Below are 23,510 nucleotides of genomic sequence, written 5' to 3'. Positions count from 1 at the left end.
GCCCGAAAGTCAAGCAAATCCGGGGGCTCCGATGGAGGTAAAATAATACCGCGGCCTACTGGAGAGGTTCGAGCCGCCAGATTTCCCGCGAAACCCGTGTACTGCCGCCGGCGATCGTCACGATCCGCCGCTGCGCCATGTCGAGACGGTCTCCGTCGGCAGAGAGCGCGCCTCCAAAGCTGACGCTGATCGTGCCGGTGCCGCCGTCTGGCAGCGGCAGCGCACGCTCCTCGGTGCGGGGTGTGGCGACCGGATAGAACAGGTCCTCCGGCCAGCGGCTTGCCATCGCGGCGCCCGCCTGCTGAATGGCGAGGACGTACTGCATCGCCTCCGCGCGCCGTTCCGCGGGGGCCCCTTGCAGATACTCTCGTGCCGCCTCTTCCAAGCCCGGGATCGGCGCCACGCCTGTGGCGCCATCACTCACGATCAGCCCGGCGTTATCCAGCACAAGGGGAAAAGGCCCGGCCTGCCGGTTCTTCCGTTCGACGTCCGCCAGTGGGGCGAGACGCGGCGGCGCGTCGACCTCAACCGCCACCTGTTCGCCCTCGACCAGATATCCCGACTTGCGGGCAACGAACCGCACCTGCCAGGTGCGCGTGACCGTGATCCTGGCGCCGTCGCCGAGTTCACGCTCGAGCACCCGCGTGAGCCGCATGGGCTCGTCCGGTGCTCGGAACCCGGTGGCTGCGGCAGTCCGGACGCAGGCCGGTGTTCCGGCGAAAGCGGAACCGATGGCGATTCCCAGAACCGCAAGCGCCCGCCGCCGGCGGAGCATCGCGGTCACCCGCGCATCCCGGCTAGGGCGCCGAGCCAGGCCGCCGTTGCCTCGCCCGCGGCGTCGCACTGCCAGCCGAGCACGGCGGGTTCATCGTATGGATGCACATCCTCGAGCCGCGCGACCGCCTGCTGCAGCAGGGCGGCGTCGGTCTTCAGCAGAAGTCCGACCTCGCCGGCTTCGCTGATTTCGCCGCGCCAGCAGAAGACCGAATGGATAGGGCCGATCACATTGCCACAGGCGGCGAGCTTCTCTTCGACGAGCGTGCGAGCGAGCGACGTGGCGGTTTCCTGGTCCGGGCAAGGGCACCAGACGAGTGCGCTCACGGCCGCCGCCCCAGGATATGGGCGCCCCATGCGGTCGCCATCACCAGCAGTGCGCCGACGAACTGATGCGCGGTCGCGACCCATAGCGACACGCCCGTCCAGACGGTTGCGATGCCGAGAATTATCTGCGTGCCGAAGGCCGCATGGATAGCGATCGACGCACGCCGCTCGAGCGGGCGGACTCTGCGCGCGAGAACGATCAGCGCCGCTACCGCGGCCCAGGCCCACCAGCGGTGGAGAAAGTGGATCAGGAACGGATCGTGCGTCACGGCCCAGAACAGGCCGCGCGAAGCGTCGAACTCGGGCACGAAGCGCCCCTGCATCAGCGGCCAGGTATCGGACGCCAGCCCCGCATTGAGGCCGGCGACCCAGGCGCCGAGCAGGAGCTGGACGAACAGGACGAGCGCGGCGACCAGCGCAAACCCGCCGAGTCGCGCCGGACGTGCGCCAGGGATCTTCGCCAGGCGGTCGAGGTCGAGCGCCGTCCACACCAGGCCGCCGAGAGTGAACAGCGCGGTGAGCAGATGTATCGACAGCCAGAAATGGCTGACGTCGGTCACCTCGCCCGACAGACCCGAGCGAACCATGAACCAGCCGAACGCCCCTTGCAGACCTCCCAGCGCGAGCAGCGCGAGCAGGCGGGGCTTGTAGCCTTTGGGGATCGCGCCGCGAACCCAGTACCAGGCGAGCGGCAGGGCGAAGGCAAGTCCGATCAGGCGGCCGAGCAGGCGATGCGCCCATTCCCAGAAATAGATGAACTTGTAATCCGCGAGCGTCATTCCGGCGGGGCCGGTGATCTGCCGGTACTCGCCGATCTGCTGATATGCTTCGAACTCCGCCCGCCACTGCGCTTCGCTGAGGGGAGGGATCGCTCCCGTGACCGGTTTCCATTCCGTGATCGACAGGCCCGATTCGGTGAGGCGGGTGATACCGCCGACCACGACCATCGCGACAACCAGCCAGGCGACGATCCAGAGCCAGCGGGCAAGGGCGGCGGGGCGGGCGGTAGCGGGCGTCAGCACGGCTGTGCTCCCGCCGAAGTGCGTGGTGAAGACCATGGGCCCGCCTGATGCGTCGCCGCTCTGCGAATCGCAAGAACTTTACCCGTTCAGCGAATTGGCGCTTGCGCAATGATACAGTGTCACATAAATGGGCCTCGCCAATGAGTAACCTGCTTTCTCCGATTCGCACGCGGCTCGACCGCGCCGGCGTCGTTCTTTCCGGGCTATGCGTGCTGCATTGCCTGGCTTCGATCGTCATCGTGTCGGCGCTGGGCATCGGCGGCGAGTTTCTCCTCGCGCCGGCGATTCACCGCATCGGGCTTGCGGTCGCGCTGGTGATCGCGGCGGTGGCGATCGGCTGGGGCGCGCTGACGCACCGCCGTGCCGCGCCGTTCGTGACGGCGATGACCGGCCTTACTTTCATGGGCGGTGCGCTGGCTATGCCGCACGGCGCGGGCGAGGTCGTGCTGACGGTGATCGGTGTCTCGCTCGTTTCGATCGGCCACTTCCTCAACTTGCGCCACGCGCATTGAGCGCTATCTGGCGGGGCATGACAGCCCCCCTCAGCCTGACCGTCAACGGCGAGACGCGCCGCACCTCCGCCCCGACCATCGCTGCGCTGGTGCGCGAGCTCGAACTCGTGCCGGAGAAAGTGGCGGTCGAACGAAACGGCGAGATCGTCCCGCGCTCGACGCTCGCGCAGGCGGCGCTGGCCGATGGCGACGTGCTCGAGATCGTGCACTTCGTCGGCGGCGGCGACCATGCGGCGGGCAGCGACGACACCTGGACGGTTGCCGGGCGCACGTTCCGCTCGCGGCTGATCGTCGGCACCGGCAAGTACAAGGACTTCGCGCAGAACGCGGCCGCACTGGAAGCTTCTGGCGCGGAGATCGTCACGGTCGCGGTGCGCCGGGTGAACGTCAGCGACCCCAAGGCGCCGATGCTGACCGACTTTATCGACCCGAAGAAAGTCACCTATCTGCCCAACACCGCGGGCTGTTTCACCGCAGAGGAAGCGATCCGCACCCTGCGCCTGGCGCGCGAGGCGGGCGGCTGGGATCTGGTCAAGCTGGAAGTGCTGGGCGAGGCGCGTACGCTCTATCCCGACATGCGGGAAACTCTACGCGCGACCGAGACGCTCGCGAGCGAAGGGTTCCTGCCGATGGTCTACTGCGTCGACGACCCGATCGCGGCCAAGCAGCTCGAGGATGCGGGCGCGGTCGCGGTCATGCCGCTCGGCGCACCGATCGGCTCGGGCCTCGGCATTCAGAACCGCGTGACGATCCGCCTGATCGTGGAGGGTGCGAACGTGCCGGTGCTGGTCGACGCGGGGGTCGGCACCGCGAGCGACGCTGCGGTCGCGATGGAGCTCGGCTGCGACGGCGTATTGATGAACACTGCCATTGCCGAAGCGAAGGACCCGATTCGCATGGCCCGCGCGATGAAATCCGCGGTCGAAGCGGGACGCGACGCCTATCTCGCGGGCCGCATGGCGACACGCAAGTACGCCGATCCGAGCAGCCCGCTCGCGGGACTGATCTAGCGCCGCGTGGTTACCGGGAATTAACCCAGTTCGGCGAATAGTCCCCGCGACAGGGGAGCCGCTGCTATGGCCAAGACTGGAACCGCATCGCTGACGATTGCCGAGATGCGCGAGTTCGCGAGCTTCACGGCTGCCGAGCAGCGCTACATCCGCCGCAGCCTCGACATCGGCCTCGGGCGCGGCGACGCGTTCAAGCTCTGGGCCCGCGATGCTGGCGAGAACGCGGCGATCCGCAGCCAGTACGTCGTCTATCAGGACATCAAGGCCTTGCGCGCAATGATACCCGCGGCGACCGGCCTCGACAGTATCGAAAGCTTCATCGGGAAGCTGGTCCGCGTCACCGCCTTCGACCTGGCGCAGGAGCGGATAGAGAGTTTCTCTGCGTTCCGCTTTCTCTACGAACGGCTCCTGGGCGCCGACGCGCGGCCGTGGCTGCCGAGCGCTTTCTGTGCCGCCAGCGCCCTGCCCCAGATCACTCCCGGTTGGCGCAAGATCCTTCTCCAGTCGCTGAGCGAGGCGGCCGCGACGGCACCGGGCTGGTCGGACCGGGCGCCGAGCTTCTATCCGGAATACATTGCGCGCGAGGCGGCCTGAGCCCGCGCGCGTCAGGCGACCAGCTTCGTCCTCTCGACCATACCGCGCTCTTCGGGCCGCAGGGTCAGGACCGAGACACCCGATGCGGTGACTGCGACCGTGTGTTCGAACTGAGCGGACAGCGATCCGTCTCTGGTCACGACGGTCCAGCCGTCGGCCTCGGTCCTCACCGCCCGCCGACCCCGATTGAGCATCGGCTCGATCGTGAAGACCATGCCCTCGCGCAGGACCAGCCCGGTTCCGGGCTTTCCGAAGTGGAGCACTTGCGGCTCCTCGTGCATCTCGCGGCCGATGCCGTGGCCACAATATTCGCGCACGACCGAATAGCCGCACCGCTTGGCATGCCGCTCGATCGCCCAGCCGACGTCGCCGAGCCGCGCCCCCGGGCGGACCGCCCGAATGCCCATCCACATGGCGTCGTAGGCGGTCCTGACCAGCCTCTTCGCGGCAGGCTCGACCTCGCCGACGAGATAAGTCTTGCTCGAGTCGGCGATATAGCCGTTCTTCTCGAGCGTGATGTCGAGATTGACGATGTCCCCCTCCCGCAGCACCTCCTCGGCCGACGGAACGCCGTGGCAGACCACCTCGTTCACGGAGGAGTTCAGCACGAAGCCGTACCCGTACTGGCCCTTGCTGGCGGGCCGCGCATCAAGATCGCCGACGATGAAACGCTCGACCATCTGGTCGATCTGGAGAGTCGACAAGCCCGCGAGCGGTACCCGGTCCAGCATCTCGAACACCGATGCGAGGAGCCGGCCGGATTCCGCCAGCAGCGCCAGTTCCTCAGGCCGCTTCGTCATGCCGCGTCTCGGTCAAAGACGGCGCCGAGACGCCCGCGGAGCTGCGTTCGCGCTCGATGATTTCCACAAAGCTGAGCGCCGGATTGGTCTCGCACAGCAGGCCGATCTTGATCCAGTAGGCAGCCTGCGCGTTGATCGAGCGGAACGATACCTTGCTCGCCCGGCGCACCTGTTCGTGCAGTTCGTCGTCGATGCTGACGATACCCATGCGGCGTCTCCATATGATCCGTATATGGACCATATATCGATTACATGAATTAGGATCAATGCATGACGAGCGGTCAGGCACTGTCGCGCCGTATCGCGTTGCGGCATAATGTGGCTGCGATGACCCTTGCCATCATCCTCTCCGCGCTGGCGATGACCGCGATCGTGGCTCTGCGTTATCTCGCAGCAAGCGGCTTGTTCGCTTTCGCGACAACATGTGTGCACCCCGGCCTTTACGCCCGCTCCGGACGGCAGATCCGGCGTGAGATCGGCTGGTCGCTACTTTCCGCCGCGATCTACGGCATTCCCGCCGGCGTGGTCGCCTGGGCCTGGCAGGAACGCGGCTGGACCCTGATCTATACCGACTGGGCGGCGTACCCGCTGTGGTATCTTCCGCTGTCGCTGATCCTCTATCTCCTCGCGCACGATACCTGGTTCTACTGGACGCATCGGTGGATGCACCGCCCGCGGCCGTTCCGCATGGCCCACGCCGTCCATCACGCGAGCCGCCCGCCGACCGCCTGGGCCGCGATGAGCTTTCATCCAATCGAGGCCGTGACGGGGGCGGTGGTGATCCCCGCGCTCGTGTTTGTGATCCCGGTCCACGTCGCCGTGCTCGCTCTGGTGCTGGCGGTCATGACCGTGATGGGAGTGATCAATCACGTCGGGTGGGAGATCCTTCCTCGCGCCCTCCTCCGCTCGCGCCTGGGCAAATGGCTGATCACCGCCAGTCATCATCAGCGTCACCACGAGCAATATACGTGCAACTACGGCCTCTATTTCCGTGTCTGGGATCGCCTGTGCGGGACCGACCAGGGGATCTCGGAGACGCTGGCGCACGCGGACCCCGCCAACCCCGGCGCGACTTAACGGTAAGTTTACCACGTCGCGCCAGAAAGGGGCCCCAACACGCATCGGGGGCTTCGACAAAGGCGATGGACACACTGCGCGGCACTTTCGATTCGCCGGAGTACGGCGACGATGATCGCGGCTTCGATCCTGCCGAGGATGAAGGTGCGCACGAACCGCCGCCCACCGCAATCGGCAGCGACGAGCGGCGCATGCAGGTGCGCGCCTACAATCATTGGGCGAGCCTTCTCGCCGACCGCAACTTCCCATCGATCGAGGATCTCGATCCCGCCGGCCTGCCCGACTTCGGCCCTCACAGCGTTCTGCTGGACTTCACAGCGGGGATCGAGAACCCTGCCGTGCAATATCTCGGCGCCGAACTCGGGGTGGAGTGCGGAGCCGATGGCGAGATAGAATCGCTCGCCGATGTGCCTGCCCGCTCGCTGCTGAGCCGGATCACCGACCATTACATGCAGATCCTCGCCAACCAGGCGCCGATCGGCTTCGAGGCCGAATTCGTGAACCAGCGCGGAGCGACGATCCTCTATCGCGGCATCCTCCTGCCGTTCTCGAGCGACGACGATACGATCGACTTCATCTACGGCGTGATCAACTGGAAGGAGATCGCCGACCAGCATACCACCGACGAGCTCATGCTGGAAATCGACCAGGCGCTCGATCCGGATGAACCAACCGACGCCGGGCCGCGCCATCCGGACCCCGTCACCGACTGGGCGGACCGCCCGGTCGACGACATCGCTACGCTGGATGCATCGGATGCTTCCGCAATGGCCGCTGCCGACTATCCCGCGCCGGCGTTCGGCGACATCGACGGCGACGCCGAGCAAGAGGATACGGGGGAACCGCAGGGCTCCTGGCGCATGGCCGCGATGATCGCGCGCCATCAGACCCCCAAGAAGCCCTACGCTCTTGCGCGCGAACCCGACGAGCCGATCCTTTCCCCTGCCGACCACGATTTCGGCGAACAGGACCTGCTCGCCAGCCTTGCGGCGGCGCGCGAGTGCGCCCGCGCGGCGCTGAACTGCGAAGACCGCAGCCGGGCCGCGCTCTACGCCGCAGTCGGCAGGGCCTACGACTTCGGCCTCGCGGCGGAGGCTGCGCCTGGCGAATTCGCGGAACTCGTCGCGCAAAACGGACTGAAGGTGCAGGAACGCGCGCCCATGACGCCGGTGGTCAAGCTGGTCTTCGGCGCCGATTACGACAAGACGCGCCTCACCGAATATGCCGCGGTTCTCGGCCACGCCCGCCGCTTGGGTCTTGCGCGTGGAACGCTCGCCGATTTCCTTGCGGATGCCGAAGGTGGTCTCAAGGGCGTCGTCAAGGCCGAGCGCAAGCTGCGCCGCGAAGAGAGCGGCAAGGCAGCCAGGGCGAATGCGCCCCGCGCACAGCTCGCCGGAAAGCTGCGCGCCATCGAGCCGCGCGGGTTCGAGGCGATTTCAGCGCAGGGCGCCGAATTTGGCCTCGTCGTGATCCGCCGCGTGGACGGCGACGTGGCGGTGATTGGCGAAGTCTCCGACGACCCGGCGCTGATCGAGCGCGTCGGACGCAAGCTCGTCGCCTGAGAGCCGCGCAGGCTATCTTCGCCCGGCCGCGAGCGCTACTTACTCGCAGGCCATGGATTTCTTCGCCGGTCATCCCGTTCGCCTGCAACCATACTTCGGTTATCGCAGCCGCGAGCGCCTGGTAATCGCGGCCCGTGCGCTGCGATCCGGCAAGCCCGGCTTCGAGAACGGCGGGCGGCTCCAGGCCATGCGCACGATGCTCGCGCAGTTCGCGTCACGCGAAGCCGCCGGCCTCGACGTGCGGCTCGAGCTCAAGTCGCCCGAAGGACGCCGGACGGAGCAATTTGCCACGACCGACCGCGAAGGTTTCGTCCGCTTCGAGGTCGCGCTCGAAAGTGGCTGGACGCTGCCGCATCACCCGGCATGGGAAATCGTCTGTCTGCACTGGCTGAACCGGGATGGCCCGCAATGCGTCGAAGGGCATGTGCTCGTGCCCGGCAGCGCCACGCGGCTCGCGGTAATCTCGGACATAGACGATACGATCGTCGAAACCGGCATCACCGGCGGTTTTCGCCAGATGATGCGCAACTGGCGCCGGGTGTTGGCCGAGCTGCCCGACGAGCGTATTGCCGTGCCCGGGGTGGACGCATTCTACGGCGCACTCGGCGGCGGCGCGGTGCTGCCGGGGCGGGGCGGCGCAGGCGATGCGATCCCCGCCACGCACCGGCCGTTCTTCTACGTCTCGTCCAGCCCATGGAACCTGTTTTCGTATCTCGTCGCCTTCCTGCGCGGCCGCAAGCTCCCGCTCGGGCCGCTGCTGCTGCGCGACTGGGGCCTGGACCGGGCGACGCTCGGCCCCGCGAGTCACGGGGAGCACAAGCGTGCCGCCATCGACACCGTCATGGCGATGTACCCCGACATGCGCTTCGCGCTGATCGGCGACGATACGCAAGGCGACCTGCCCGCCTACGCCGACGTGGTGCGCAGGAACCTCGGCCGGGTCGCCGCGGTGTTCATCCGGACCGCGACCGGCGAGCCGCTCTCGCCCGACGAGCTCGCGGGCAAGGCAGCGATCGAAGCCGCCGGCGTCCCGCTGTGGCTGGGCGAGAGCTATCAGGTCGGGCAGGAGTTCCTGCGTGCGGCGGGGCTCAGGCCGCGGGGCGATGCGGCGCGTATCGTCGAGACGGTCGAGCAGGCGCACGAGGCGCCGTGAGGGCAGCCGGTGCCGACCAGCTATCTTCATTGGCGGTTCAGCCCTCAAACCGCTAGCAAGGGCGCGATGCAGTTCCTCGCCCGATTCCTCGCGCTGATTGCGGTCGTTTCGCTGATCGCGCAGCCGGCGGCGGCGCAATCGATCCTGCGCGATGCGGAGACCGAGGCCCTGCTCGACGACATGGCCGCACCGCTGGTCGAGGCAGCCGGCCTCCAGCCGGGCAATGTCGAGATCGTGCTGATCAACGATCCGTCGATCAATGCCTTCGTGGCCGGCGGACAGGCGGTTTACATCCACACCGGCCTGATCGATGCCGCCGAGACCGCCAACGAAGTCCAGGGGGTGATCGCCCACGAGCTCGGCCATATCACCGGCGGACACATCATCCGCCATTCGGAAGGGGCGGGGGCGGCGACCAATATCTCGATCCTCTCGCTGCTGCTCGGCGTGGGCGCGGCACTGGCAGGTGCGGGCGACGCGGCGATGGGCATGATCATGGCGGGTCAGCGCGCGGCGCTGGGCAAGTATCTCGCCTTCAGCCGCGTGCAGGAATCCTCCGCCGACGCCGCCGGTGCCGAGTATCTCTCCAAGGCCGGCATTTCCGGCCGCGGATCGCTTGCCTTCTTCGGCAAACTGCAGAACCAGGAGTTCCGCTACGGCTACAGCCAGGACGACGAAGCCGCCTTCAGCCGCACGCACCCTCTCTCCGGCGAACGCATTGCGCGCTTGCGCGAGGTCTACACCAGAGATCCTGCCTGGGACGCGCCGGACGATGCCGGACTGCAGCGGCGTTTCGAACGGGTGAAGGCCAAGCTGTTCGGATACCAGAAGCCGCCTGAGCGCACGCTGCAGACCTATCCCGAGACGATGTCGGGCGTTCCCGCGCGCTACGCTCGTGCCTACGCCTGGCACAAGGACGCCCAGATGGACAAGGCGCTGGCGGAGACCGACGCCTTGCTGGAGATCGCGCCGGACGACCCCTATTTTCTCGAACTCAAGGGCCAGGTGCTGCTCGAATCGGGCAGGCCTGAGGAAGCAATCGAGCCGCTGCGGCGTGCGACAGACCTTACGCGCAACCAGCCGCTGATCGCCTCGATGTTCGGCCATGCGCTGATCGCGACCGAGGATCGGACGCATTTCGACGAGGCCGAGCGCGTGCTGCGCGCGGCGGTCGGCCGCGACCGCCTCAATCCCTTCGCCTGGTACCAGCTCGGTGTTGTCTACGCCGCGAAAGGCGACATGCCGCGCGCGCGGCTGGCAAGTGCCGAACAGCAGGTGATGAACCGGCAGTACGCGCAGGCCATCCGCAGCGCGCAGGCGGCGGAGGCGGGCCTTCCCGATGGCTCGCCCGACTGGATCCGCGCGCAGGACATTGCGCTCCAGGCCCGCGCCGCGCTTGAACGCGAGCGGGAGCGCCGGTAGCGCTCGCAGCCCCATGACGATGCGCCATTATCTTGTCGTCGCGCTTCTCGCGCTCGCGTTCGGCTTTGCCGGGGCCGCGGTATGGTCGCTGAGCGGGCTCGGCGACAAGCACACCCGCGCCTATCTGCTCGACAACCCCGAACTGCTTCCCGAAATGGCAGACCGCTATCAGGCGAAGCAGGCGGAGGAACGGCTGGAGCAGGTTGCAGACGAGGTCGAAGTGCCGTTCCCCGGCGCGGTGCTCGGCAATCCCGAAGGCGCAGTGACACTGGTCGAATTCACCGACTACGGCTGCACCTACTGCAAGCTGAGCCAGCCCGAAGTCGCGCGTCTGGTCGAGGAAAACCCGGACCTTCGGGTCGTTATTCGCGAATGGCCGATCTTCCAGGGCAGCGAGGAGGCCGCGCGCATGGCGCTTGCGGCCGCTCGCCAGGGCAAGTTCGAGGCGTTCCACGATGCGATGTTCGCGCTCGGCCCGCCCAGTGCCGCGAGCATCGAGAAGGCCGCGCAGGCGGCGGCGCTGGATATGGCCGAGGCGCGGCGCTTTGCTGCGTCGGACGAGGCCTCGCGCGAACTGGCGAAGAACATGGAGCTTGCCGACAAGCTCGGTTTCTCGGGCACGCCGAGCTGGGTGGTCGGAGGCCGTGTGCTCCAGGGGGCGATCGGCTACGATGCGCTGCAGGACGCGGTCGCCGCAGCGCGCGGCCCGTGATCCGCGCCGCACCGGCGCTCGCGCTGCTCCTGGCGCTGGCGCAGCCGGCGCTGGCCGAATCTCGCGAGGAGGCGGCCGCAGCGGCGCTTGCCGCGCTCCAGCAAAGCGACGCGCGGCTACTCGCGATCGGATGGCGGCTCGCCGCCGGGAATGCGGCCTACTGCAGCGACGCGCGGCCCGCGGTAGGCCTGCTGTTGCAGGACATGGCCGGCTACGCAGAACCGGAAGAAATGCGCAAGGCGGCCGGGATCGCCGGCCCGATCGCCGTTCAGGCGGTCGCGCCCGGCTCGCCCGCAGAGGCGGCGGGCCTGCGCCCCAACGACGAGATCGCGGCGATCGACGGCATGGCCGTCGCCGCTCTTCCTGCGGCCGATGAGGAGGACTGGCGCCGCCTCGCCCGCCTGCACGATGCGATCGAATCTTCGCTCGCAGCCGACGGCAGGGTGCTCGTTACGCTCCTCGGCCGGGGCGATGTCACGCTCGAGGGAGTGCCCGCCTGCCCGAGCCGCTTCGAAATCATCGGTGGCGACGGCGCGGCGGCGGAGGGCACCCGGGTCGTGATCGGGCGCAAGTTCGTCGGCCTCTCCTATCCTGAAGACGAATTCGCCGCGGCCATCGCACACGAGTTCGCGCACAATCTCCTGCGGCACCGCGCCTGGCTCGATGTGCACGGGCGCAGGTGGCGGAACGTGCGCGTTACCGAGCGCGAGGCCGACCGCATGATGCCGTGGCTGCTAGCCAACGCCGGCTACGATCCCGGCGCTGCGTTGCGCTTCATGCGCCGCTGGGGGCCACGCCACGGCGGCGGCCTGTTTCGCAAGCGCACGCACGAAGGATGGGACGAGCGCGCCGAGATGATCGAGATGGAGATCGCGCGCGTGCAGGAAGTGCGCAATCCGAACGGCAGCGCCGACTGGGCGCGTCATTTCCGGCGCGAGATCGCCGAGGAGTAGGTTCGCCCGGCCAGTAGCGCGCTATTCCGCCGCTTCGGCCTGCTCCTCGAGCTTGTAGAGGCTCGCCAGCGGCCGCGCCATCACCCGGCGCACCATGGGCTCGAAGAACGCCAGTGGCTCGCTTTCGTAGTCGGGGTCGAACGCGGCCTGGTCGTACTTCTCGCAGAATTCCGCGCAGGCATCGAAGTGCTCGTGCCCGCGGAACGCCTCGCGCGCGTCCTTGTCCATGCCGAGGTAGTGGAAGTAGTAATAGCCCTGAAAGTGCCCGTGGTGCTCGCATATCCAGCGCAGTTCCTCGCGCACGAAGGGCTTGATGATCGAGGCGGCGACTTCGGGATGGTTGTAGCTGCCCAGCGTATCGCCGATGTCGTGCAGCAGCGCCATGACGACGTACTGCTCGTCGCGGCCGTCGCGGTGAGCGCGCGTGGCGGTCTGCAGCGAGTGCTCCAGCCGACAGACCGGAAAGCCGCCGAAGTCGCCGTCGAGCAGTCTCAGGTGGTCGAGCACACGGTCGGGCAGCCCCCGGGCGAACTGGCGGTACTCGCCGCCGATGATGGCCCAGTCTTCGGCCGTCCCCTTCTTCATCTCGCGGAACCTTGCGCGTTCCGGAGCATCGCGAAGGTTGTGATCGGTTGCTTTCATCGCTGCTCTCCCTTGTGGAACCACACTAGCGTGCCGCAGACCGCGCGCCAAAACAATCTGACGAACGCTGCCGAAATCGGCTAAAGCCGTCACATGGCCGTGCTGCCTTCACAACCTACGCCGTTCTTCGCCAACAAGAACCGCGCCTTCTGGAACCTGCAGTTCGCCGGCTGGGGCGGGGCGATGCTGCTGCGCGCGGTGACAGGGGTCGCGAACGGCCAGTCGCTCGATTTCCTGGTTCCGCTGGCGATCGAGATCGTGACCGGCTTTTCGATCAGCCTCGTCCTCTCGGTCGTCTATCGCAGGCTGATCAACCGCCGACCGCTGGTGACCTGGGGCGTCACCGCGGTCGTTCTCGCGATAGCGGTGTCCATCTATGCCGCGATCGACGGCTGGGTGTTCATGCTCTACCGGCCGCAAAGCGAATCCAGCTTCGCGACCATCGTGATCGGCTTCTCGATGCTGCCCTTCACGCTGCTCGGCACGTGGTCGGCGCTTTACTACGCGATCAACTACTTCCTTCAGGTAGAGGAGCAGGCCGATCGGCTGGAACGGCTGGAAACGCAGGCGACGAGCGCCCAGCTCGCCATGCTGCGTTACCAGCTCAACCCGCACTTCCTGTTCAACACGCTCAATTCGATCAGCACGCTGGTGCTGCTCAAACAGACCGAGCCGGCGAATGCGATGCTCACGCGGTTGTCGTCTTTCTTGCGGCACACGCTGATCAGCCAGCCGGGCGGCAAGGTGACGCTGGCGCAGGAGGTCGAGACGCTCAAGCTCTACCTGGGCATCGAGCGCATGCGTTTCGAGGAGCGGCTGCGGACCGAGTTCAGCATCGAACCCGCGGCGGCGCACGCCCGTCTGCCTTCGATGCTGCTCCAGCCGCTGGTCGAGAACGCGATCAAGTATGCCGTGTCCCCGCAGGAGGAAGGCGCGCGAATCAGCGTCGCGGCTCGACTCGTCGGAAACCGTCTGCGCGTCACCGTTTCCGATACCGGGCCGGGCTTGCAACAAGCGCCCGTGCGCTCCAGCCTGCCGAGCGCAATAACAGGCGAGGGTCAGGCGGTTTCGACCGGGGTCGGCCTCGCCAATATCAGGAACCGTCTTGCGCAGGCCTATGGCGACGACCACCTGTTCGAAATCCGCACTCCGCCCGAAGGGGGCTTCACCGTAATCATCGAGATCCCGCACGAATTCGCGGAGGCGGAGGAACCCGCCGTCGCCCTGTCGCGTATTTCGGAAAATTCTCCTTCTCCCCCTCCTGCCGCTGCGATCGCGAAGCGGCCAATCGGAACCAGAGCATGACCATCCGCACAATCATCGTCGACGACGAGAAGCTTGCCATACAAGGCCTCCAGGTCCGTCTGGAGCCTTTCGAGGACGTCGAAGTGATCGAGACTTGCGCCAACGGGCGCGAGGCGATCCGCAAGATCAAGACCGAGAAGCCGGATCTCGTGTTCCTCGACATCCAGATGCCGGGGTTCGACGGGTTCTCGGTGGTCAAAGGGGTGATGGAGATCGAGCCGCCGCTGTTCGTCTTCGTCACCGCGTTCCAGGAACATGCGATCCGCGCGTTCGAGGCGAATGCCGTCAATTACCTGATGAAGCCCGTCGATCCCGACAAGCTCGCCGACACGATCGAGCGCGTGCGCCAGCGCCTGGCGGAGAAACGCTCCGCAGAGGAGGCCGAGAAGCTTCTCAACGTGCTGAACGAAGTCGCGCCCGATGCGGCCGAGGAGTTCGCGGACACCGAAAGCGAATCCAGCGATCGTTTCGAGAAGCTGATCAACGTCAAGGATCGCGGTCAGATCTTCCGCGTGGAGGTCGGCTCGATCGAGCATATCGAGGCCGCGGGCGACTACATGTGCATCTACACCGGCGACAATTCGCTGATCCTGCGCGAGACGATGAAGGATCTCGAGCGCCGGCTCGACCCGCGCAAGTTCCAGCGCGTGCACCGCTCGACCATCGTCAATCTCGATCAGGTCCGCCAGGTGCGGCCGCATACCAACGGCGAATGCTTCCTCGTGCTCGACAGCGGCGCCGAAGTGAAAGTCAGCCGCAGCTACCGCGACGTGGTTGCGCGCTTCGTGCACTGATCCGCCCCCAAGGGGCGCCCGGTTCAATTCGGAGGGGGGCGCTCGGTCCCCCGAAGCGCGCCGGTCAGGCGGTCAGCCGCTCGTCCATCAGCTTCTGCAGATCGGCCTCCGGCCGCGCGCCGTAGTGGCTGATCACTTCGGCGGCGGCGATCGCGCCCCGGCGCAGGCAGGTCGCGAGCGGTTCGCCGTTCACGTGGCCGTAGAGGAAGCCCGCCGCGAAGAGATCCCCTGCGCCGGTCGTGTCGACCACCCGCTCGATCGGCTCGGCGTCGACGCGCGCCCGCTCGCCGCCCGAGAGCGCGATCGCGCCGTCCGCGCTGCAGGTCACGATCAGCGTCGGCACTTTGTCCCTGAGCGCAGCGAGGCCGGCCTCGAGGTCGTTCTCGCCGGTCAGCGCGGCAAGTTCGAGGTGGTTGGCGAACAGGATATCGATCAGCCCGTCGTCGATCAGCGCGCGGAAATCGTCGCCGTGGCGCTCGATCACGAAGACTTCGGATAGGGTGAAGGCGACCTTCCGGCCAGCGGCGCGGGCCGCCTCGATCGCGCGGCGCATGGCCGCGCGCGGCTCCTCCGGGTCCCACAGGTAGCCTTCGAGGTAGAGGATCTTCGCCGCGGCGACGGCTTCGGCATCGAGCCTGGCCGGGGGCAGGTACTGGCTCGCCCCAAGGAAAGTGTTCATCGTGCGTTGCGCATCGGGCGTGACGAAGATCAGGCAGCGGGCCGTGGGCGGGTCGCCCCGGCGCGGCGGCGTGTCGAAATCGATGCCGACGGCGCGGATATCGTGCGCAAAGACCTCGCCGAGCTGGTCGTCGGCGACCTGACCGATGAAAGCGCACTGCGCGCCCAGCGCCGACAGGCCTGCTAGCGTGTTGGCCGCCGATCCGCCCGAGATCTCCCGTGCCGGACCCATCGCATCGTAGAGCTCCTGCGCGCGGGCGGTGTCGACCAGGGTCATCCCGCCCTTGTTCAGACCGAGTTCCTCGATCAGCTCCTCGCTGCACGGGGCCATCACGTCGACGATGGCGTTGCCGATGGCGATTACGTCGTAGCGCGGTTCGGGCGTCTGTTGAGTCACGGCGAATCCTGATTGTCCGGGAAAGTGCCGCGCCTAGCCGCTGCGGGTTCTCGCGCCAAGGCTTTGCGATTGACTTGGCCGGCCGGGCCGGCCCATTCCCCGCCCCGATGCTTTCGCTTCCCTCTGCTCTGGGCCGCGCGGCCGGTCAGCTGACCGACCCTGCAATCCTGCGTGTGCTGGCGAAGTCGATTGCCGCGACGCTGGCGATCTTCCTCGCGCTGGGTATCGGCGCGGCGGCGGGGATCGAGGCGCTGCTCGCCCGGTGGGATGTCGCGGGCAGCGGTGAGATCGGCGCGCTGGTGGGGCTGGTTCTGATGCTGGTCGGCGGATGGCTGCTGTTCCGCATCGTTGCGCTGGCGGTGCTGCAGTTCTTCGCCGACGAGGTCGTCCGCGCGGTGGAGCTGAGGCATTATCCGCAGGCGCGTGCGAGCGCGCGCGATCCGGGCTGGCGCGAGGAGTTGGGAATGAGCGCGCGAGCGACGCTGCGCGCCGTTCTCGCCAACTTCGTGGCGCTGGTGCTTGCGATCCCGCTGCTGTTCACTGCGATCGGGCCGGCCGTACTGTTCTGGGCGGTCAACGCATGGCTGCTCGGCCGCGAACTGCAGGATCTCGCCTGGGCGCGGCATCGCCCCACGCGGGGGGCCGAAGCGCCGATCCGCGCGCCCGAGCGGTTCCTGCTAGGCGGGGTGGTCGCCGGCCTGCTCGCCGTCCCCTTCGTCAACCTGCTTGCGCCGGTGATCGGCGCCGCCGCAGCCGTCCATCTCGTCCATCGCAGCAAGGAAAGTCACGTTGCAGCATAGACTACTCGCTCTCGCGCTGCTGCCGCTGCTCGGCGCATGCGCGGCCGCCGTTCCGCAGCCCTCCTCGGTGCCCGGCCCGGCGGCGCCACCAGCCGGCAGTCCTTCCGAACCCCCGGCAACGCGTCCGGCTCCCCCGCCGCAGGCCGGCGCCTTCCGCGCTCCGCGCGTGATGAACGCGCCCGGACTGGAAGGGATCATCGGCGCGAATGCGGAGAGTCTCGAGCGGACCTTCGGCGCCGCCCGGCTCGACGTGAGGGAAGGCGATGCGCGCAAGCTGCAGTTTACCGGCGAGGCCTGCGTGCTCGACGTCTATCTCTACCCGCTGCGTCCCAATGCCGAGCCGACAGCGACCTATGTCGACGCGCGCCGCTCTTCCGACAGCCTCGACGTCGACCGCGCGGCCTGCGTTGCGGCGCTTCGGCGCAGATGAGCGGCAGGCCGAGTCCGATCGTAACCCGCTTTTAACCAACCGAGCCGGAAACTCGCCCCCTGAACCGGCAGGAGGGCGAGGCCATGACCATCCAGTTCGCCGATATCGCCCGCGCCACCGCGGCGGATGGCGAAATCTCCGCTCCGCACTTGCTCGCGCTGCGCCAGCTCGAATGGGACGCAGGGCGGATCGGCCGCAACGAAGCCCGGGAGATCCTTGCGCTCAATCGCACCTTGTCGCGCCCCAGCGGCGAATGGACCGACTTCTTCGTCGAGACGCTGAGCGCCCACCTGCTCGACAGCAGCGACCCGCACGACCGCTGCAGCGAGGAAGCGGCGCGCTGGCTAACCGGCGCGCTCGACGCTCTCGGCGGGCTGGCGACAATGGCCGAGCTCGAGCTGCTCGTGCGCATCATCGAACGCACCGAGCGGGTGCCCGAGACTCTGCGGTGCTATGCGCTGGCGGCGATCGAGACGGCGGTGCTGACCGGCACGGGACCGACGCGGGTCGGCGGACGACGCGGCGCGCCCCGCATCACCGGTGCCGAATGCCGTCTCGTGCGGCGTATCCTCTTCGCCGATCAGGGCCAGGTTCATGCCGGCCCGCCGGCAGAGGAGTTCCTGTCGCGGATCGACGGCGCCACGCGGGGCGGCGACAACTCGCCCGAATGGCGGGCGCTGCTCGACGCACCGGGCGGCGTCAGCCCCAGTACTTCATGTTGATCGTGATGGACTTCACGCTGTCGCCGACGGAGAACGCCGTCTTCGTATAGCTCGGCTTGCCGAGATTGAAGATGTTGATGCTCGGGTTGTTCGACATTCCCCCGCCATCCTCGCGCAGGTCCGTCTTGCCGTTGCCATTGACGTCGTGACGTACTGCGACGGCGTAGGTGCCCGCGGCGGGCACGGGCAGGCAGAAGGTCATCGAACCGCGGCGCGCCGGGGCTTCCACACGATTCAGCCACTTGCCCTCCTTGAGCCATTCGGCGCTGGTGCCGCGGTAGCTCTGCACGCGCATCGTACCGCTGGATGACTTGACGCCGGTCACCGTCACCTTGACGGCAGGGCCGTTGCCGGTGCTGCACCGGTCGAGGTCGTTCGAGATCTTCTGCTGATAGGCCAGGGCCGGTCCGGCCGCGAGCGTGCTCGCCGCCAGCGTCGCGCCGGCGGCGAGTCCTAGGATTTTCCTGAGAGTCATCGTCTGGTGCGGTCCATCGTTCCTGTGGGTTGAACGCGGCGCGGTGCGCCGCCGGGGCACGGCGATGAGCCCCTGTTTCGCGCCGTGTTTGCGGCCGTAGGCCTTAATTGGCGCTGAATTCGCCGCTGGACAACCGTTCATCGCCCGGACGACTCGCCTTGTGCACACAGTGTGGAAAAGCCGCCGGTCATTGCTTGTCGCGATTCCCCGGGCGATCTAGGCGGAGGTTCCCGCCGTTTGCATTGCGATCGATCCATGGCCGCGCCGCTCATTTCTCCCTCGATCCTGTCAGCCGACTTCGCGCGTCTGGGCGAGGAAGTGCGCGCGATCGACGCGGCGGGTGCCGACTGGATCCATATCGACGTAATGGACGGGCATTACGTGCCCAATATCACCATCGGCCCGGCGGTGGTGAAGGCGCTGCGCCCGCATACCGACAAGCCGTTCGACGTCCATCTGATGATCAGCCCGGTCGACGCCTATCTGGAGGCGTTCGCCGAGGCCGGGGCGGACATCATCACCGTTCATCCCGAAGCCGGCCCGCACGTACACCGCACGCTGCAGGCGATCCGCGCCCTGGGCAAGAAGGCGGGCGTCGTGCTCAATCCCGGCACCCCGCCCGAGGCGCTCGAGTACCTGCTCGACCTCGCCGATCTGGTGCTGGTGATGAGCGTCAATCCCGGCTTCGGCGGACAGAGCTTCATCGACAGCCAGTTGCGCAAGGCCGAGGCGATCCGCCGCATGATCGAGGCCAGCGGGCGCGACATCCGGCTCGAGGTCGACGGCGGCGTCAATGAGGAAACCGCGCGGCTCTGCGTTGCCGCCGGGGCCGATGTGCTCGTCGCCGGCTCCGCTACGTTCAAGGGCGGGCCCGAGCGTTACGCCGCCAATATTGCCGCCCTGAGGGGGGAAGGCTGATGGACCGCGTGGCGCCGCTCGCCGATAGAGGCGCCCGCGACGCCGACGACCGCGACTGGGTGGAGCCTGCGCTGCCGCTGCATGCGGACAGGGGCGACGATCTGGTCCGGCGCGAGAAGACTCGCCACGAAAGAGACAAGCGCGAAGTGCTCGAACCCGGCCGTTCGCTTGCCCTTTCCGATCTCGCGCCGCCCCGGCTCGGTGCCGGCGAGCGGCTGATCCGCCTCGCCTACAGCTTGGGCGTCTCGGGATCGACGCTCACCGCGCCGTTCGCCAAGCCGGCCAAGCCGCGGCTGCTCGGCACGGTCGAGAGCCCCTACGTCGGCGACCGCGCGGCCGGTGTCGCGCTGCGTGCTGGGCATTTCCTGATCTACGGGGTCAAGGCGCCGATCGCGCAGATGGAGTTCGACTCGGTGGCGCGGCTCACCCCGCCGTTCGAGCGGACCGTGCACGGCTTCGGCTGGCTTCGCGATCTCGCCGCCAGCGCCGCCCGCGAACAGTGCGTCGCCACCGCCGAGCGCCTGCTGCGCGCCTGGCTCGAAGCGAACCCCACCCCCGGGAAGGGAGCGGCGTGGCAGATCGAGCACGTCGGCAATCGCCTGCGCAACTGGCTCGTCTTCGCGCCGCTGATCCTCTCGGGCGAGGGAACGCAGCTGCGCGGGCAAACACTCGCTGCCATTGCGGAGACCGCACGCTGGCTCGACCGCAAGGTGGGGAAGGCGGAGGACGGGCCCGGCGCGGTGGCGGGCTGGACGGCGCTCACCGCCGCCGGGCTGCTCCTGCCCGACGGCAAGCCCCGCCGGCTTTACGCCGAAGCGGGGCTCGCGCGCGCGCTCGGCGAGCTGGTGGCGGAGGACGGCGGGGTCCTCTCGCGCAGCCCGCTGGCGCAGATGGACGCGATCGCTGCGCTGGTGGACCTGCGCGCCTGCTACGAGGCGGTGAAGCGCAATCCGCCGCAGGTGCTCGAGACGATGCTGCAATTGCTCGTGCCGCCGCTGCTTTCGCTGCTGCACGGTGACGGCGGCCTCGGCAACTGGCAGGGCGCGGGCGCGGTCGGCGCAGATCGCATTTCCGCTCTCGTCGAAGCGAGCCGCGTGCGCACGCGGCCGCTCAAGGAACCGCGCCAGTGGGGCTACCAGCGCGTCGCGGCGCACAAGTCGGTCCTGATCTTCGACACCGCGCCTCCGGCGCTGCCGCGTCACGCCCGGTCCGGCTGCGCCTCGACGCTGGCGTTCGAATTCTCGGTCGACGGCCAGCGGCTGGTCGTCAATTGCGGCGGGGCGGCATTCGCCGGCGGGCAGGTGCCCTCGCGGATCGAGCAGGGCTTGCGCGCGACCGCGGCCCATTCGACGCTCGTGCTCGACGAGGCGAACTCGACCGCGGTGCTGCTCGGCGGCAAGCTCGGCAGCGGGGTCAACGAAGTCGAGGTCGACCGCCGCATGCTCGACCTCAACGGCGGCAGCGCGACCCGGATCGAGGCCAGCCACGACGGTTACGCCGCGCGCTACGGCCTGACGCACCGCCGCATACTGATCCTGCGCGACAACGGCCATGAGCTGCGCGGCGAGGACGTGTTGCTGCCCGCAGGCAAGACTGGCAAGCGCGGCAAGATCGCCTTCGCGATTCGCTTCCACCTCGGCCCCGGGATCGAGGCACGCTTGTCGGAAGACGGCAAGGGCGCCGGCCTCGCGCTGCCCGACGGCAGCTACTGGCAGTTCCGCCTGCCGCAGGGCGACGGGGCGGGCGAACTGGCGATCGAGGAAAGCCTGTGGGTCGATGGACTGGGCAAGCCCCATCCGATCGAACAACTGGTCATTCAAGGGATGACATCGCGCAGCGGGGGAAGTTTCTCCTGGCTGCTCAAGAAGATGGGATGAAAATTCAAGTGAGCGACGTGACGATCAGGCGGGCACTGCTGTCGGTGTCCGACAAGAGCGGTTTGGTGGATCTGGGCGCGAAGCTGGCCAAGGGCGGCGTCGAGCTGGTCTCCACCGGCGGCACCGCGCGCGCTCTGCGCGAGGCCGGGCTGGCCGTGCGCGACGTCTCCGACCTCACCGGCTTTCCCGAGATGATGGACGGGCGGGTCAAGACGCTGCACCCGATGGTCCACGGCGGCCTGCTGGCGGTGCGCGACAACCCCGAACATGCCGCGGCGATGGAAACGCACGACATCGGCGCGATCGATCTGGTCGTGGTCAACCTCTACCCGTTCGAGGCGACTGTCGCCCGCGGCGCCGAGCGCGAGGAGATCATCGAGAACATCGACATCGGCGGGCCCAGCATGGTCCGCTCGGCGGCGAAGAACCACCAGTTCGTCACCATCGTGACCGATCCGGCCGACTACGACGATCTGCTGGACGAGCTCGCCGGTCACGACGGCGGCACGTCGCTCGATTTCCGCCGCCAGATGGCGGCCAAGGCCTTCGCCGCGACCGCTGCCTACGATTCGATGATCAGCCAGTGGTTCGCCTTCGCCGATCAGGGAGAGACCTTTCCCGAGATGCTGGCGGTCAACGGCCGCCGCGCGGCCGAGCTGCGCTATGGCGAGAACCCGCACCAGAAGGCCGCGCTCTATACGCCCGTCGGTCCGCACGCGCGCGGCATCGCGCAGGCCGAGCAGCTCCAGGGCAAGGAGCTCAGCTACAACAACTACAACGACGCCGACGCCGCGCTCGAGCTCTGCGCCGAGTTTGCGAGTGGTGACCCGGCGGTGGTGATCGTCAAGCACGCAAACCCCTGCGGCGTCGCCCAGCGCGGCTCGCTGCTTGAAGCGTGGGAGGAAGCGCTCGCTTGCGACAGTGTCTCGGCCTTCGGCGGGATCGTCTGCGTGAATGTCGAACTCGACGGGCCGACGGCGGAGGCGATCTGCGAGATCTTCACCGAAGTCGTGATCGCGCCCTCGGTGAGCGAGGAGGCGCGGGCGGCCTTCGCGAAGAAGAAGAACCTGCGCCTGCTCGTCACCGGCGACCTCCCCGATCCGCGCCGCGGCGGCCTAGCGGTCAAGCCGATCACCGGCGGGCTGCTGGTACAGAGCCGCGACAACGGGGCGATCGCCCCGGCCGACCTCAAGGTGGTCACCGAGCGCGAACCGACCGAGCAGGAACTGAAGGATTGCCTGTTCGCCTGGACGGTGGCGCGCCACGTCAAGTCTAACGCGATCGTCTACGCCAAGGACGGCGCGACGGCGGGCATCGGCGCGGGCCAGATGAACCGCCGCGATTCGAGCCGTATCGCCGCGATGAAGGCCGCCGAAGCGGCGGAGACCTACGGCTGGGCCGCGTCGCGCACGGTGGGCAGTGCGGTCGCATCCGACGCCTTCTTCCCTTTCGCCGACGGGCTGCTCGCGGCGGCCGAAGCCGGCGCGACGGCGGTGATCCAGCCCGGCGGCTCGATCCGCGACGAGGAAGTGATCGCCGCAGCGAACAAGGCGGGCCTGGCGATGGTCTTCACCGGAATGCGACACTTTCGCCACTAGGGCGTAAACGCAAAGTTGGCGCGGGGCCTCGCGCCCACCCCTTTCGTAAACCGATCCCGAACACCATGTTCAGTCAACGGCAAGCGCGGCCTGCTAGACCGCGCGGCAAGATGTATCGCTGAAAAAGACGAAGCCGATGAACCTGTTCAAGACCGATCTCTTCCGCAATTTTGCCATCGGCTTCGCCGCGGGCGCCGTGATCGTCGCCCTGCAGGCATCTCCCGACATCGTCGGCGCCGTCCTGCCGCAGGCCGAGGCCGCCGTCTTGAAGTGAAGCCCGCTTTTGCGCCCCTCGGTGCCGCTCTGCTGGCCCTGAGTGCCTGTCAGCAACCGGCCGATCTGGCGCAAAGCATGGTCCACGCCCCGACGCCCGAGCGCGTGGCGCGCGAAACCTCCGGTCTGAAAACCGCGATCTTCGCGGGTGGTTGCTTCTGGGGCGTGGAAGGCGTCTTCAGCCATGTCAAAGGCGTGACCGGCGCGGTCTCCGGCTATCATGGCGGCACCGAGCGGCAGGCGCGCTACGATCTCGTCACTACCGGCCTGACCGACCACGCCGAAGCCGTGGCGGTGACCTACGATCCCGCGCAGGTTCGCTACGACGAACTGGTCCGCATCTTCTTCTCCGTCGTAGCCGACCCGACGCTGCGCAACCGCCAGGGTCCGGACGAGGGTGCGCAGTACCGCACCGCGCTCGTTCCCCTCGATGCAGAGCAGCGTGCGGTGGCTGCGGCCTATCTCGACCAGATGGAAGCCTCGCGCCTGTGGGATGCGCCGATTGTGGCCGCGATCGAACCCTACCGGGCGTTCTATCCCGCCGAGGATCACCATCAGGACTTTGCGGCCCGCAATCCGGGCCACGGATACGTCTTGCGGTGGGATCGCCCCCGGATCGCCGCTCTCGCGCGGCTCTACCCTCGCCTCTACCGCGCCGCCTCCGCACGCGATTGAGTGGCGCG

General features: G+C 67.8%; 27 protein-coding genes. 19 read left to right on the top strand and 8 right to left on the bottom strand.

The genetic code is table 11. The features are described from left to right. Positions 1-55 precede the first annotated feature (55 nt). From ETX26_RS12200 to ETX26_RS12190, 3 genes are read right to left on the bottom strand one after another with little or no spacing between them, the layout of a single operon-like run. Positions 56-784 (bottom strand): hypothetical protein, encoded by a 729-nt coding sequence (locus ETX26_RS12200; RefSeq protein ID WP_129524942.1) that lies wholly within the window; start codon positions 782-784, stop codon positions 56-58. Then, positions 781-1,101, bottom strand: a complete 321-nt coding sequence (gene cutA, locus ETX26_RS12195) for a divalent-cation tolerance protein CutA (protein WP_225425759.1) — start codon at positions 1,099-1,101, stop codon at positions 781-783. Before cutA ends, ETX26_RS12200 begins: the two co-directional genes overlap by 4 nt. After that, entirely contained in the window at positions 1,098-2,159 is a 1,062-nt protein-coding gene (locus tag ETX26_RS12190) for a COX15/CtaA family protein (RefSeq protein ID WP_129524940.1), read from the bottom strand. Before ETX26_RS12190 ends, cutA begins: the two co-directional genes overlap by 4 nt. 104 nt (positions 2,160-2,263) lie before the next feature. Here ETX26_RS12190 and ETX26_RS12185 point away from each other — a divergent pair, with 104 nt between their 5' ends. The 3 genes from ETX26_RS12185 (at position 2,264) to ETX26_RS12175 (ending at position 4,239) form a co-directional block, all read left to right on the top strand. Continuing rightward, entirely contained in the window at positions 2,264-2,635 is a 372-nt protein-coding gene (locus tag ETX26_RS12185) for a MerC domain-containing protein (protein ID WP_129524939.1), read from the top strand. A 17-nt stretch (positions 2,636-2,652) separates the two neighbouring features. Then, positions 2,653-3,645, top strand: coding sequence for a sulfur carrier protein ThiS (thiS, locus tag ETX26_RS12180; protein ID WP_129524938.1), 993 nt, complete (start codon positions 2,653-2,655; stop codon positions 3,643-3,645). Between the two features lie 66 nt (positions 3,646-3,711). Further along, positions 3,712-4,239, top strand: a complete 528-nt coding sequence (locus ETX26_RS12175; RefSeq protein ID WP_129524937.1) for a hypothetical protein — start codon at positions 3,712-3,714, stop codon at positions 4,237-4,239. 11 nt (positions 4,240-4,250) lie between these two features. Here the strand turns inward: ETX26_RS12175 and map are convergent, their stop codons facing one another. Together map and ETX26_RS12165 are read right to left on the bottom strand one after the other, a co-directional pair. After that, positions 4,251-5,039, bottom strand: a complete 789-nt coding sequence (gene map / locus ETX26_RS12170; RefSeq protein ID WP_129524936.1) for a type I methionyl aminopeptidase — start codon at positions 5,037-5,039, stop codon at positions 4,251-4,253. Continuing rightward, positions 5,023-5,247: a ParD-like family protein gene (locus ETX26_RS12165; RefSeq protein WP_129524935.1), complete on the bottom strand. Its 225-nt coding sequence runs from the start codon at positions 5,245-5,247 to the stop codon at positions 5,023-5,025. The genes map and ETX26_RS12165 overlap by 17 nt, the downstream gene beginning before the upstream one ends. 119 nt (positions 5,248-5,366) lie before the next feature. Here ETX26_RS12165 and ETX26_RS12160 point away from each other — a divergent pair, with 119 nt between their 5' ends. The 6 genes from ETX26_RS12160 (at position 5,367) to ETX26_RS12135 (ending at position 11,918) form a co-directional block, all read left to right on the top strand. Next, positions 5,367-6,116 (top strand): sterol desaturase family protein, encoded by a 750-nt coding sequence (locus tag ETX26_RS12160; protein WP_129525365.1) that lies wholly within the window; start codon positions 5,367-5,369, stop codon positions 6,114-6,116. 65 nt (positions 6,117-6,181) lie between these two features. Next, positions 6,182-7,678: a PAS domain-containing protein gene (locus ETX26_RS12155; RefSeq protein ID WP_129524934.1), complete on the top strand. Its 1,497-nt coding sequence runs from the start codon at positions 6,182-6,184 to the stop codon at positions 7,676-7,678. Between the two features lie 52 nt (positions 7,679-7,730). Further along, on the top strand, positions 7,731-8,831 hold the full coding sequence (locus ETX26_RS12150; protein ID WP_129524933.1) for an App1 family protein: 1,101 nt from the start codon (positions 7,731-7,733) through the stop codon (positions 8,829-8,831). Between the two features lie 66 nt (positions 8,832-8,897). After that, the gene (locus ETX26_RS12145) at positions 8,898-10,253 is read left to right on the top strand and encodes a M48 family metalloprotease (RefSeq protein WP_129524932.1); all 1,356 of its coding nucleotides are present in this window, start codon (positions 8,898-8,900) and stop codon (positions 10,251-10,253) included. A 13-nt stretch (positions 10,254-10,266) separates the two neighbouring features. Next, complete coding sequence (locus ETX26_RS12140; RefSeq protein ID WP_225425758.1) at positions 10,267-10,965, top strand: DsbA family protein; 699 nt, start codon at positions 10,267-10,269, stop codon at positions 10,963-10,965. Then, a complete protein-coding gene (locus tag ETX26_RS12135) occupies positions 10,962-11,918 on the top strand; it encodes a M48 family metallopeptidase (protein ID WP_129524931.1) in 957 nt (318 codons plus the stop codon). The genes ETX26_RS12140 and ETX26_RS12135 overlap by 4 nt, the downstream gene beginning before the upstream one ends. Before the next feature lie 21 nt (positions 11,919-11,939). Here ETX26_RS12135 and ETX26_RS12130 read toward each other — a convergent pair whose 3' ends face one another. After that, on the bottom strand, positions 11,940-12,560 hold the full coding sequence (locus ETX26_RS12130) for an HD domain-containing protein (protein ID WP_129524930.1): 621 nt from the start codon (positions 12,558-12,560) through the stop codon (positions 11,940-11,942). A 93-nt stretch (positions 12,561-12,653) separates the two neighbouring features. On the opposite strand from ETX26_RS12130, the gene ETX26_RS12125 reads away from it, so the two are divergent. Together ETX26_RS12125 and ETX26_RS12120 are read left to right on the top strand one after the other, a co-directional pair. Then, the gene (locus ETX26_RS12125; protein ID WP_129524929.1) at positions 12,654-13,865 is read left to right on the top strand and encodes a sensor histidine kinase; all 1,212 of its coding nucleotides are present in this window, start codon (positions 12,654-12,656) and stop codon (positions 13,863-13,865) included. Continuing rightward, positions 13,862-14,659: a LytR/AlgR family response regulator transcription factor gene (locus ETX26_RS12120; protein WP_129524928.1), complete on the top strand. Its 798-nt coding sequence runs from the start codon at positions 13,862-13,864 to the stop codon at positions 14,657-14,659. Before ETX26_RS12125 ends, ETX26_RS12120 begins: the two co-directional genes overlap by 4 nt. 64 nt (positions 14,660-14,723) lie before the next feature. Here ETX26_RS12120 and ETX26_RS12115 read toward each other — a convergent pair whose 3' ends face one another. Continuing rightward, positions 14,724-15,734: an adenosine kinase gene (locus ETX26_RS12115; RefSeq protein ID WP_404825291.1), complete on the bottom strand. Its 1,011-nt coding sequence runs from the start codon at positions 15,732-15,734 to the stop codon at positions 14,724-14,726. A 107-nt stretch (positions 15,735-15,841) separates the two neighbouring features. Between ETX26_RS12115 and ETX26_RS12110 the strand changes: the two genes are divergently transcribed. The 3 genes from ETX26_RS12110 to ETX26_RS12100 all read left to right on the top strand — a co-directional run bounded on the left by ETX26_RS12110 (position 15,842) and on the right by ETX26_RS12100 (position 17,686). After that, positions 15,842-16,534 carry an EI24 domain-containing protein gene (locus ETX26_RS12110; protein ID WP_129524927.1) on the top strand — a complete coding sequence of 231 codons (693 nt, stop codon included), beginning with the start codon at positions 15,842-15,844 and terminating at the stop codon, positions 16,532-16,534. Further along, positions 16,524-16,964, top strand: a complete 441-nt coding sequence (locus tag ETX26_RS12105; RefSeq protein WP_129524926.1) for a hypothetical protein — start codon at positions 16,524-16,526, stop codon at positions 16,962-16,964. Before ETX26_RS12110 ends, ETX26_RS12105 begins: the two co-directional genes overlap by 11 nt. An 83-nt stretch (positions 16,965-17,047) precedes the next feature. After that, entirely contained in the window at positions 17,048-17,686 is a 639-nt protein-coding gene (locus ETX26_RS12100; protein WP_129524925.1) for an acyl-CoA synthetase family protein, read from the top strand. Here ETX26_RS12100 and ETX26_RS12095 read toward each other — a convergent pair. Continuing rightward, positions 17,664-18,161, bottom strand: a complete 498-nt coding sequence (locus tag ETX26_RS12095) for a DUF2141 domain-containing protein (protein WP_129524924.1) — start codon at positions 18,159-18,161, stop codon at positions 17,664-17,666. The two genes, ETX26_RS12100 and ETX26_RS12095, sit on opposite strands and share 23 nt — an antisense overlap. A gap of 255 nt (positions 18,162-18,416) precedes the next feature. Between ETX26_RS12095 and rpe the strand changes: the two genes are divergently transcribed. The 5 genes from rpe (at position 18,417) to msrA (ending at position 23,502) form a co-directional block, all read left to right on the top strand. Further along, positions 18,417-19,079: a ribulose-phosphate 3-epimerase gene (gene rpe / locus ETX26_RS12090; protein ID WP_129524923.1), complete on the top strand. Its 663-nt coding sequence runs from the start codon at positions 18,417-18,419 to the stop codon at positions 19,077-19,079. Continuing rightward, entirely contained in the window at positions 19,079-20,956 is a 1,878-nt protein-coding gene (locus tag ETX26_RS12085; RefSeq protein WP_129524922.1) for a heparinase II/III family protein, read from the top strand. Before rpe ends, ETX26_RS12085 begins: the two co-directional genes overlap by 1 nt. After that, on the top strand, positions 20,953-22,554 hold the full coding sequence (gene purH / locus ETX26_RS12080) for a bifunctional phosphoribosylaminoimidazolecarboxamide formyltransferase/IMP cyclohydrolase (protein ID WP_129524921.1): 1,602 nt from the start codon (positions 20,953-20,955) through the stop codon (positions 22,552-22,554). Before ETX26_RS12085 ends, purH begins: the two co-directional genes overlap by 4 nt. Positions 22,555-22,690: 136 nt before the next feature. Then, positions 22,691-22,828: a hypothetical protein gene (locus tag ETX26_RS14355; RefSeq protein ID WP_165271764.1), complete on the top strand. Its 138-nt coding sequence runs from the start codon at positions 22,691-22,693 to the stop codon at positions 22,826-22,828. Positions 22,829-22,905: 77 nt separating this feature from the next. Then, the gene (msrA, locus tag ETX26_RS12075; protein WP_129524920.1) at positions 22,906-23,502 is read left to right on the top strand and encodes a peptide-methionine (S)-S-oxide reductase MsrA; all 597 of its coding nucleotides are present in this window, start codon (positions 22,906-22,908) and stop codon (positions 23,500-23,502) included. Positions 23,503-23,510 lie beyond the last annotated feature (8 nt).

This window comes from Pelagerythrobacter rhizovicinus (genome assembly GCF_004135625.1).
Classification (GTDB): Bacteria; Pseudomonadota; Alphaproteobacteria; order Sphingomonadales; family Sphingomonadaceae; genus Pelagerythrobacter; species Pelagerythrobacter rhizovicinus.
This window is presented reverse-complemented; position numbering and strand designations above follow the sequence as displayed.

What these genes read in the sequence shown, in the direction of transcription:
- ETX26_RS12190 (WP_129524940.1), bottom strand. Translation starts at nt 2,159, where the DNA reads ATGGTCTTCACCACGCACTTCGGCGGGAGCACAGCCGTGCTGACGCCC.
- ETX26_RS12185 (WP_129524939.1), top strand. Translation starts at nt 2,264, where the DNA reads ATGAGTAACCTGCTTTCTCCGATTCGCACGCGGCTCGACCGCGCCGGC.
- thiS (WP_129524938.1), top strand. Translation starts at nt 2,653, where the DNA reads ATGACAGCCCCCCTCAGCCTGACCGTCAACGGCGAGACGCGCCGCACC.
- ETX26_RS12175 (WP_129524937.1), top strand. Translation starts at nt 3,712, where the DNA reads ATGGCCAAGACTGGAACCGCATCGCTGACGATTGCCGAGATGCGCGAG.
- map (WP_129524936.1), bottom strand. Translation starts at nt 5,039, where the DNA reads ATGACGAAGCGGCCTGAGGAACTGGCGCTGCTGGCGGAATCCGGCCGG.
- ETX26_RS12165 (WP_129524935.1), bottom strand. Translation starts at nt 5,247, where the DNA reads ATGGGTATCGTCAGCATCGACGACGAACTGCACGAACAGGTGCGCCGG.
- ETX26_RS12160 (WP_129525365.1), top strand. Translation starts at nt 5,367, where the DNA reads ATGACCCTTGCCATCATCCTCTCCGCGCTGGCGATGACCGCGATCGTG.
- ETX26_RS12155 (WP_129524934.1), top strand. Translation starts at nt 6,182, where the DNA reads ATGGACACACTGCGCGGCACTTTCGATTCGCCGGAGTACGGCGACGAT.
- ETX26_RS12150 (WP_129524933.1), top strand. Translation starts at nt 7,731, where the DNA reads ATGGATTTCTTCGCCGGTCATCCCGTTCGCCTGCAACCATACTTCGGT.
- ETX26_RS12145 (WP_129524932.1), top strand. Translation starts at nt 8,898, where the DNA reads ATGCAGTTCCTCGCCCGATTCCTCGCGCTGATTGCGGTCGTTTCGCTG.
- ETX26_RS12140 (WP_225425758.1), top strand. Translation starts at nt 10,267, where the DNA reads ATGACGATGCGCCATTATCTTGTCGTCGCGCTTCTCGCGCTCGCGTTC.
- ETX26_RS12130 (WP_129524930.1), bottom strand. Translation starts at nt 12,560, where the DNA reads ATGAAAGCAACCGATCACAACCTTCGCGATGCTCCGGAACGCGCAAGG.
- ETX26_RS12125 (WP_129524929.1), top strand. Translation starts at nt 12,654, where the DNA reads ATGGCCGTGCTGCCTTCACAACCTACGCCGTTCTTCGCCAACAAGAAC.
- ETX26_RS12120 (WP_129524928.1), top strand. Translation starts at nt 13,862, where the DNA reads ATGACCATCCGCACAATCATCGTCGACGACGAGAAGCTTGCCATACAA.
- ETX26_RS12110 (WP_129524927.1), top strand. Translation starts at nt 15,842, where the DNA reads ATGCTTTCGCTTCCCTCTGCTCTGGGCCGCGCGGCCGGTCAGCTGACC.
- ETX26_RS12100 (WP_129524925.1), top strand. Translation starts at nt 17,048, where the DNA reads ATGACCATCCAGTTCGCCGATATCGCCCGCGCCACCGCGGCGGATGGC.
- ETX26_RS12095 (WP_129524924.1), bottom strand. Translation starts at nt 18,161, where the DNA reads ATGACTCTCAGGAAAATCCTAGGACTCGCCGCCGGCGCGACGCTGGCG.
- rpe (WP_129524923.1), top strand. Translation starts at nt 18,417, where the DNA reads ATGGCCGCGCCGCTCATTTCTCCCTCGATCCTGTCAGCCGACTTCGCG.
- ETX26_RS12085 (WP_129524922.1), top strand. Translation starts at nt 19,079, where the DNA reads ATGGACCGCGTGGCGCCGCTCGCCGATAGAGGCGCCCGCGACGCCGAC.
- purH (WP_129524921.1), top strand. Translation starts at nt 20,953, where the DNA reads ATGAAAATTCAAGTGAGCGACGTGACGATCAGGCGGGCACTGCTGTCG.
- ETX26_RS14355 (WP_165271764.1), top strand. Translation starts at nt 22,691, where the DNA reads ATGAACCTGTTCAAGACCGATCTCTTCCGCAATTTTGCCATCGGCTTC.
- msrA (WP_129524920.1), top strand. Translation starts at nt 22,906, where the DNA reads ATGGTCCACGCCCCGACGCCCGAGCGCGTGGCGCGCGAAACCTCCGGT.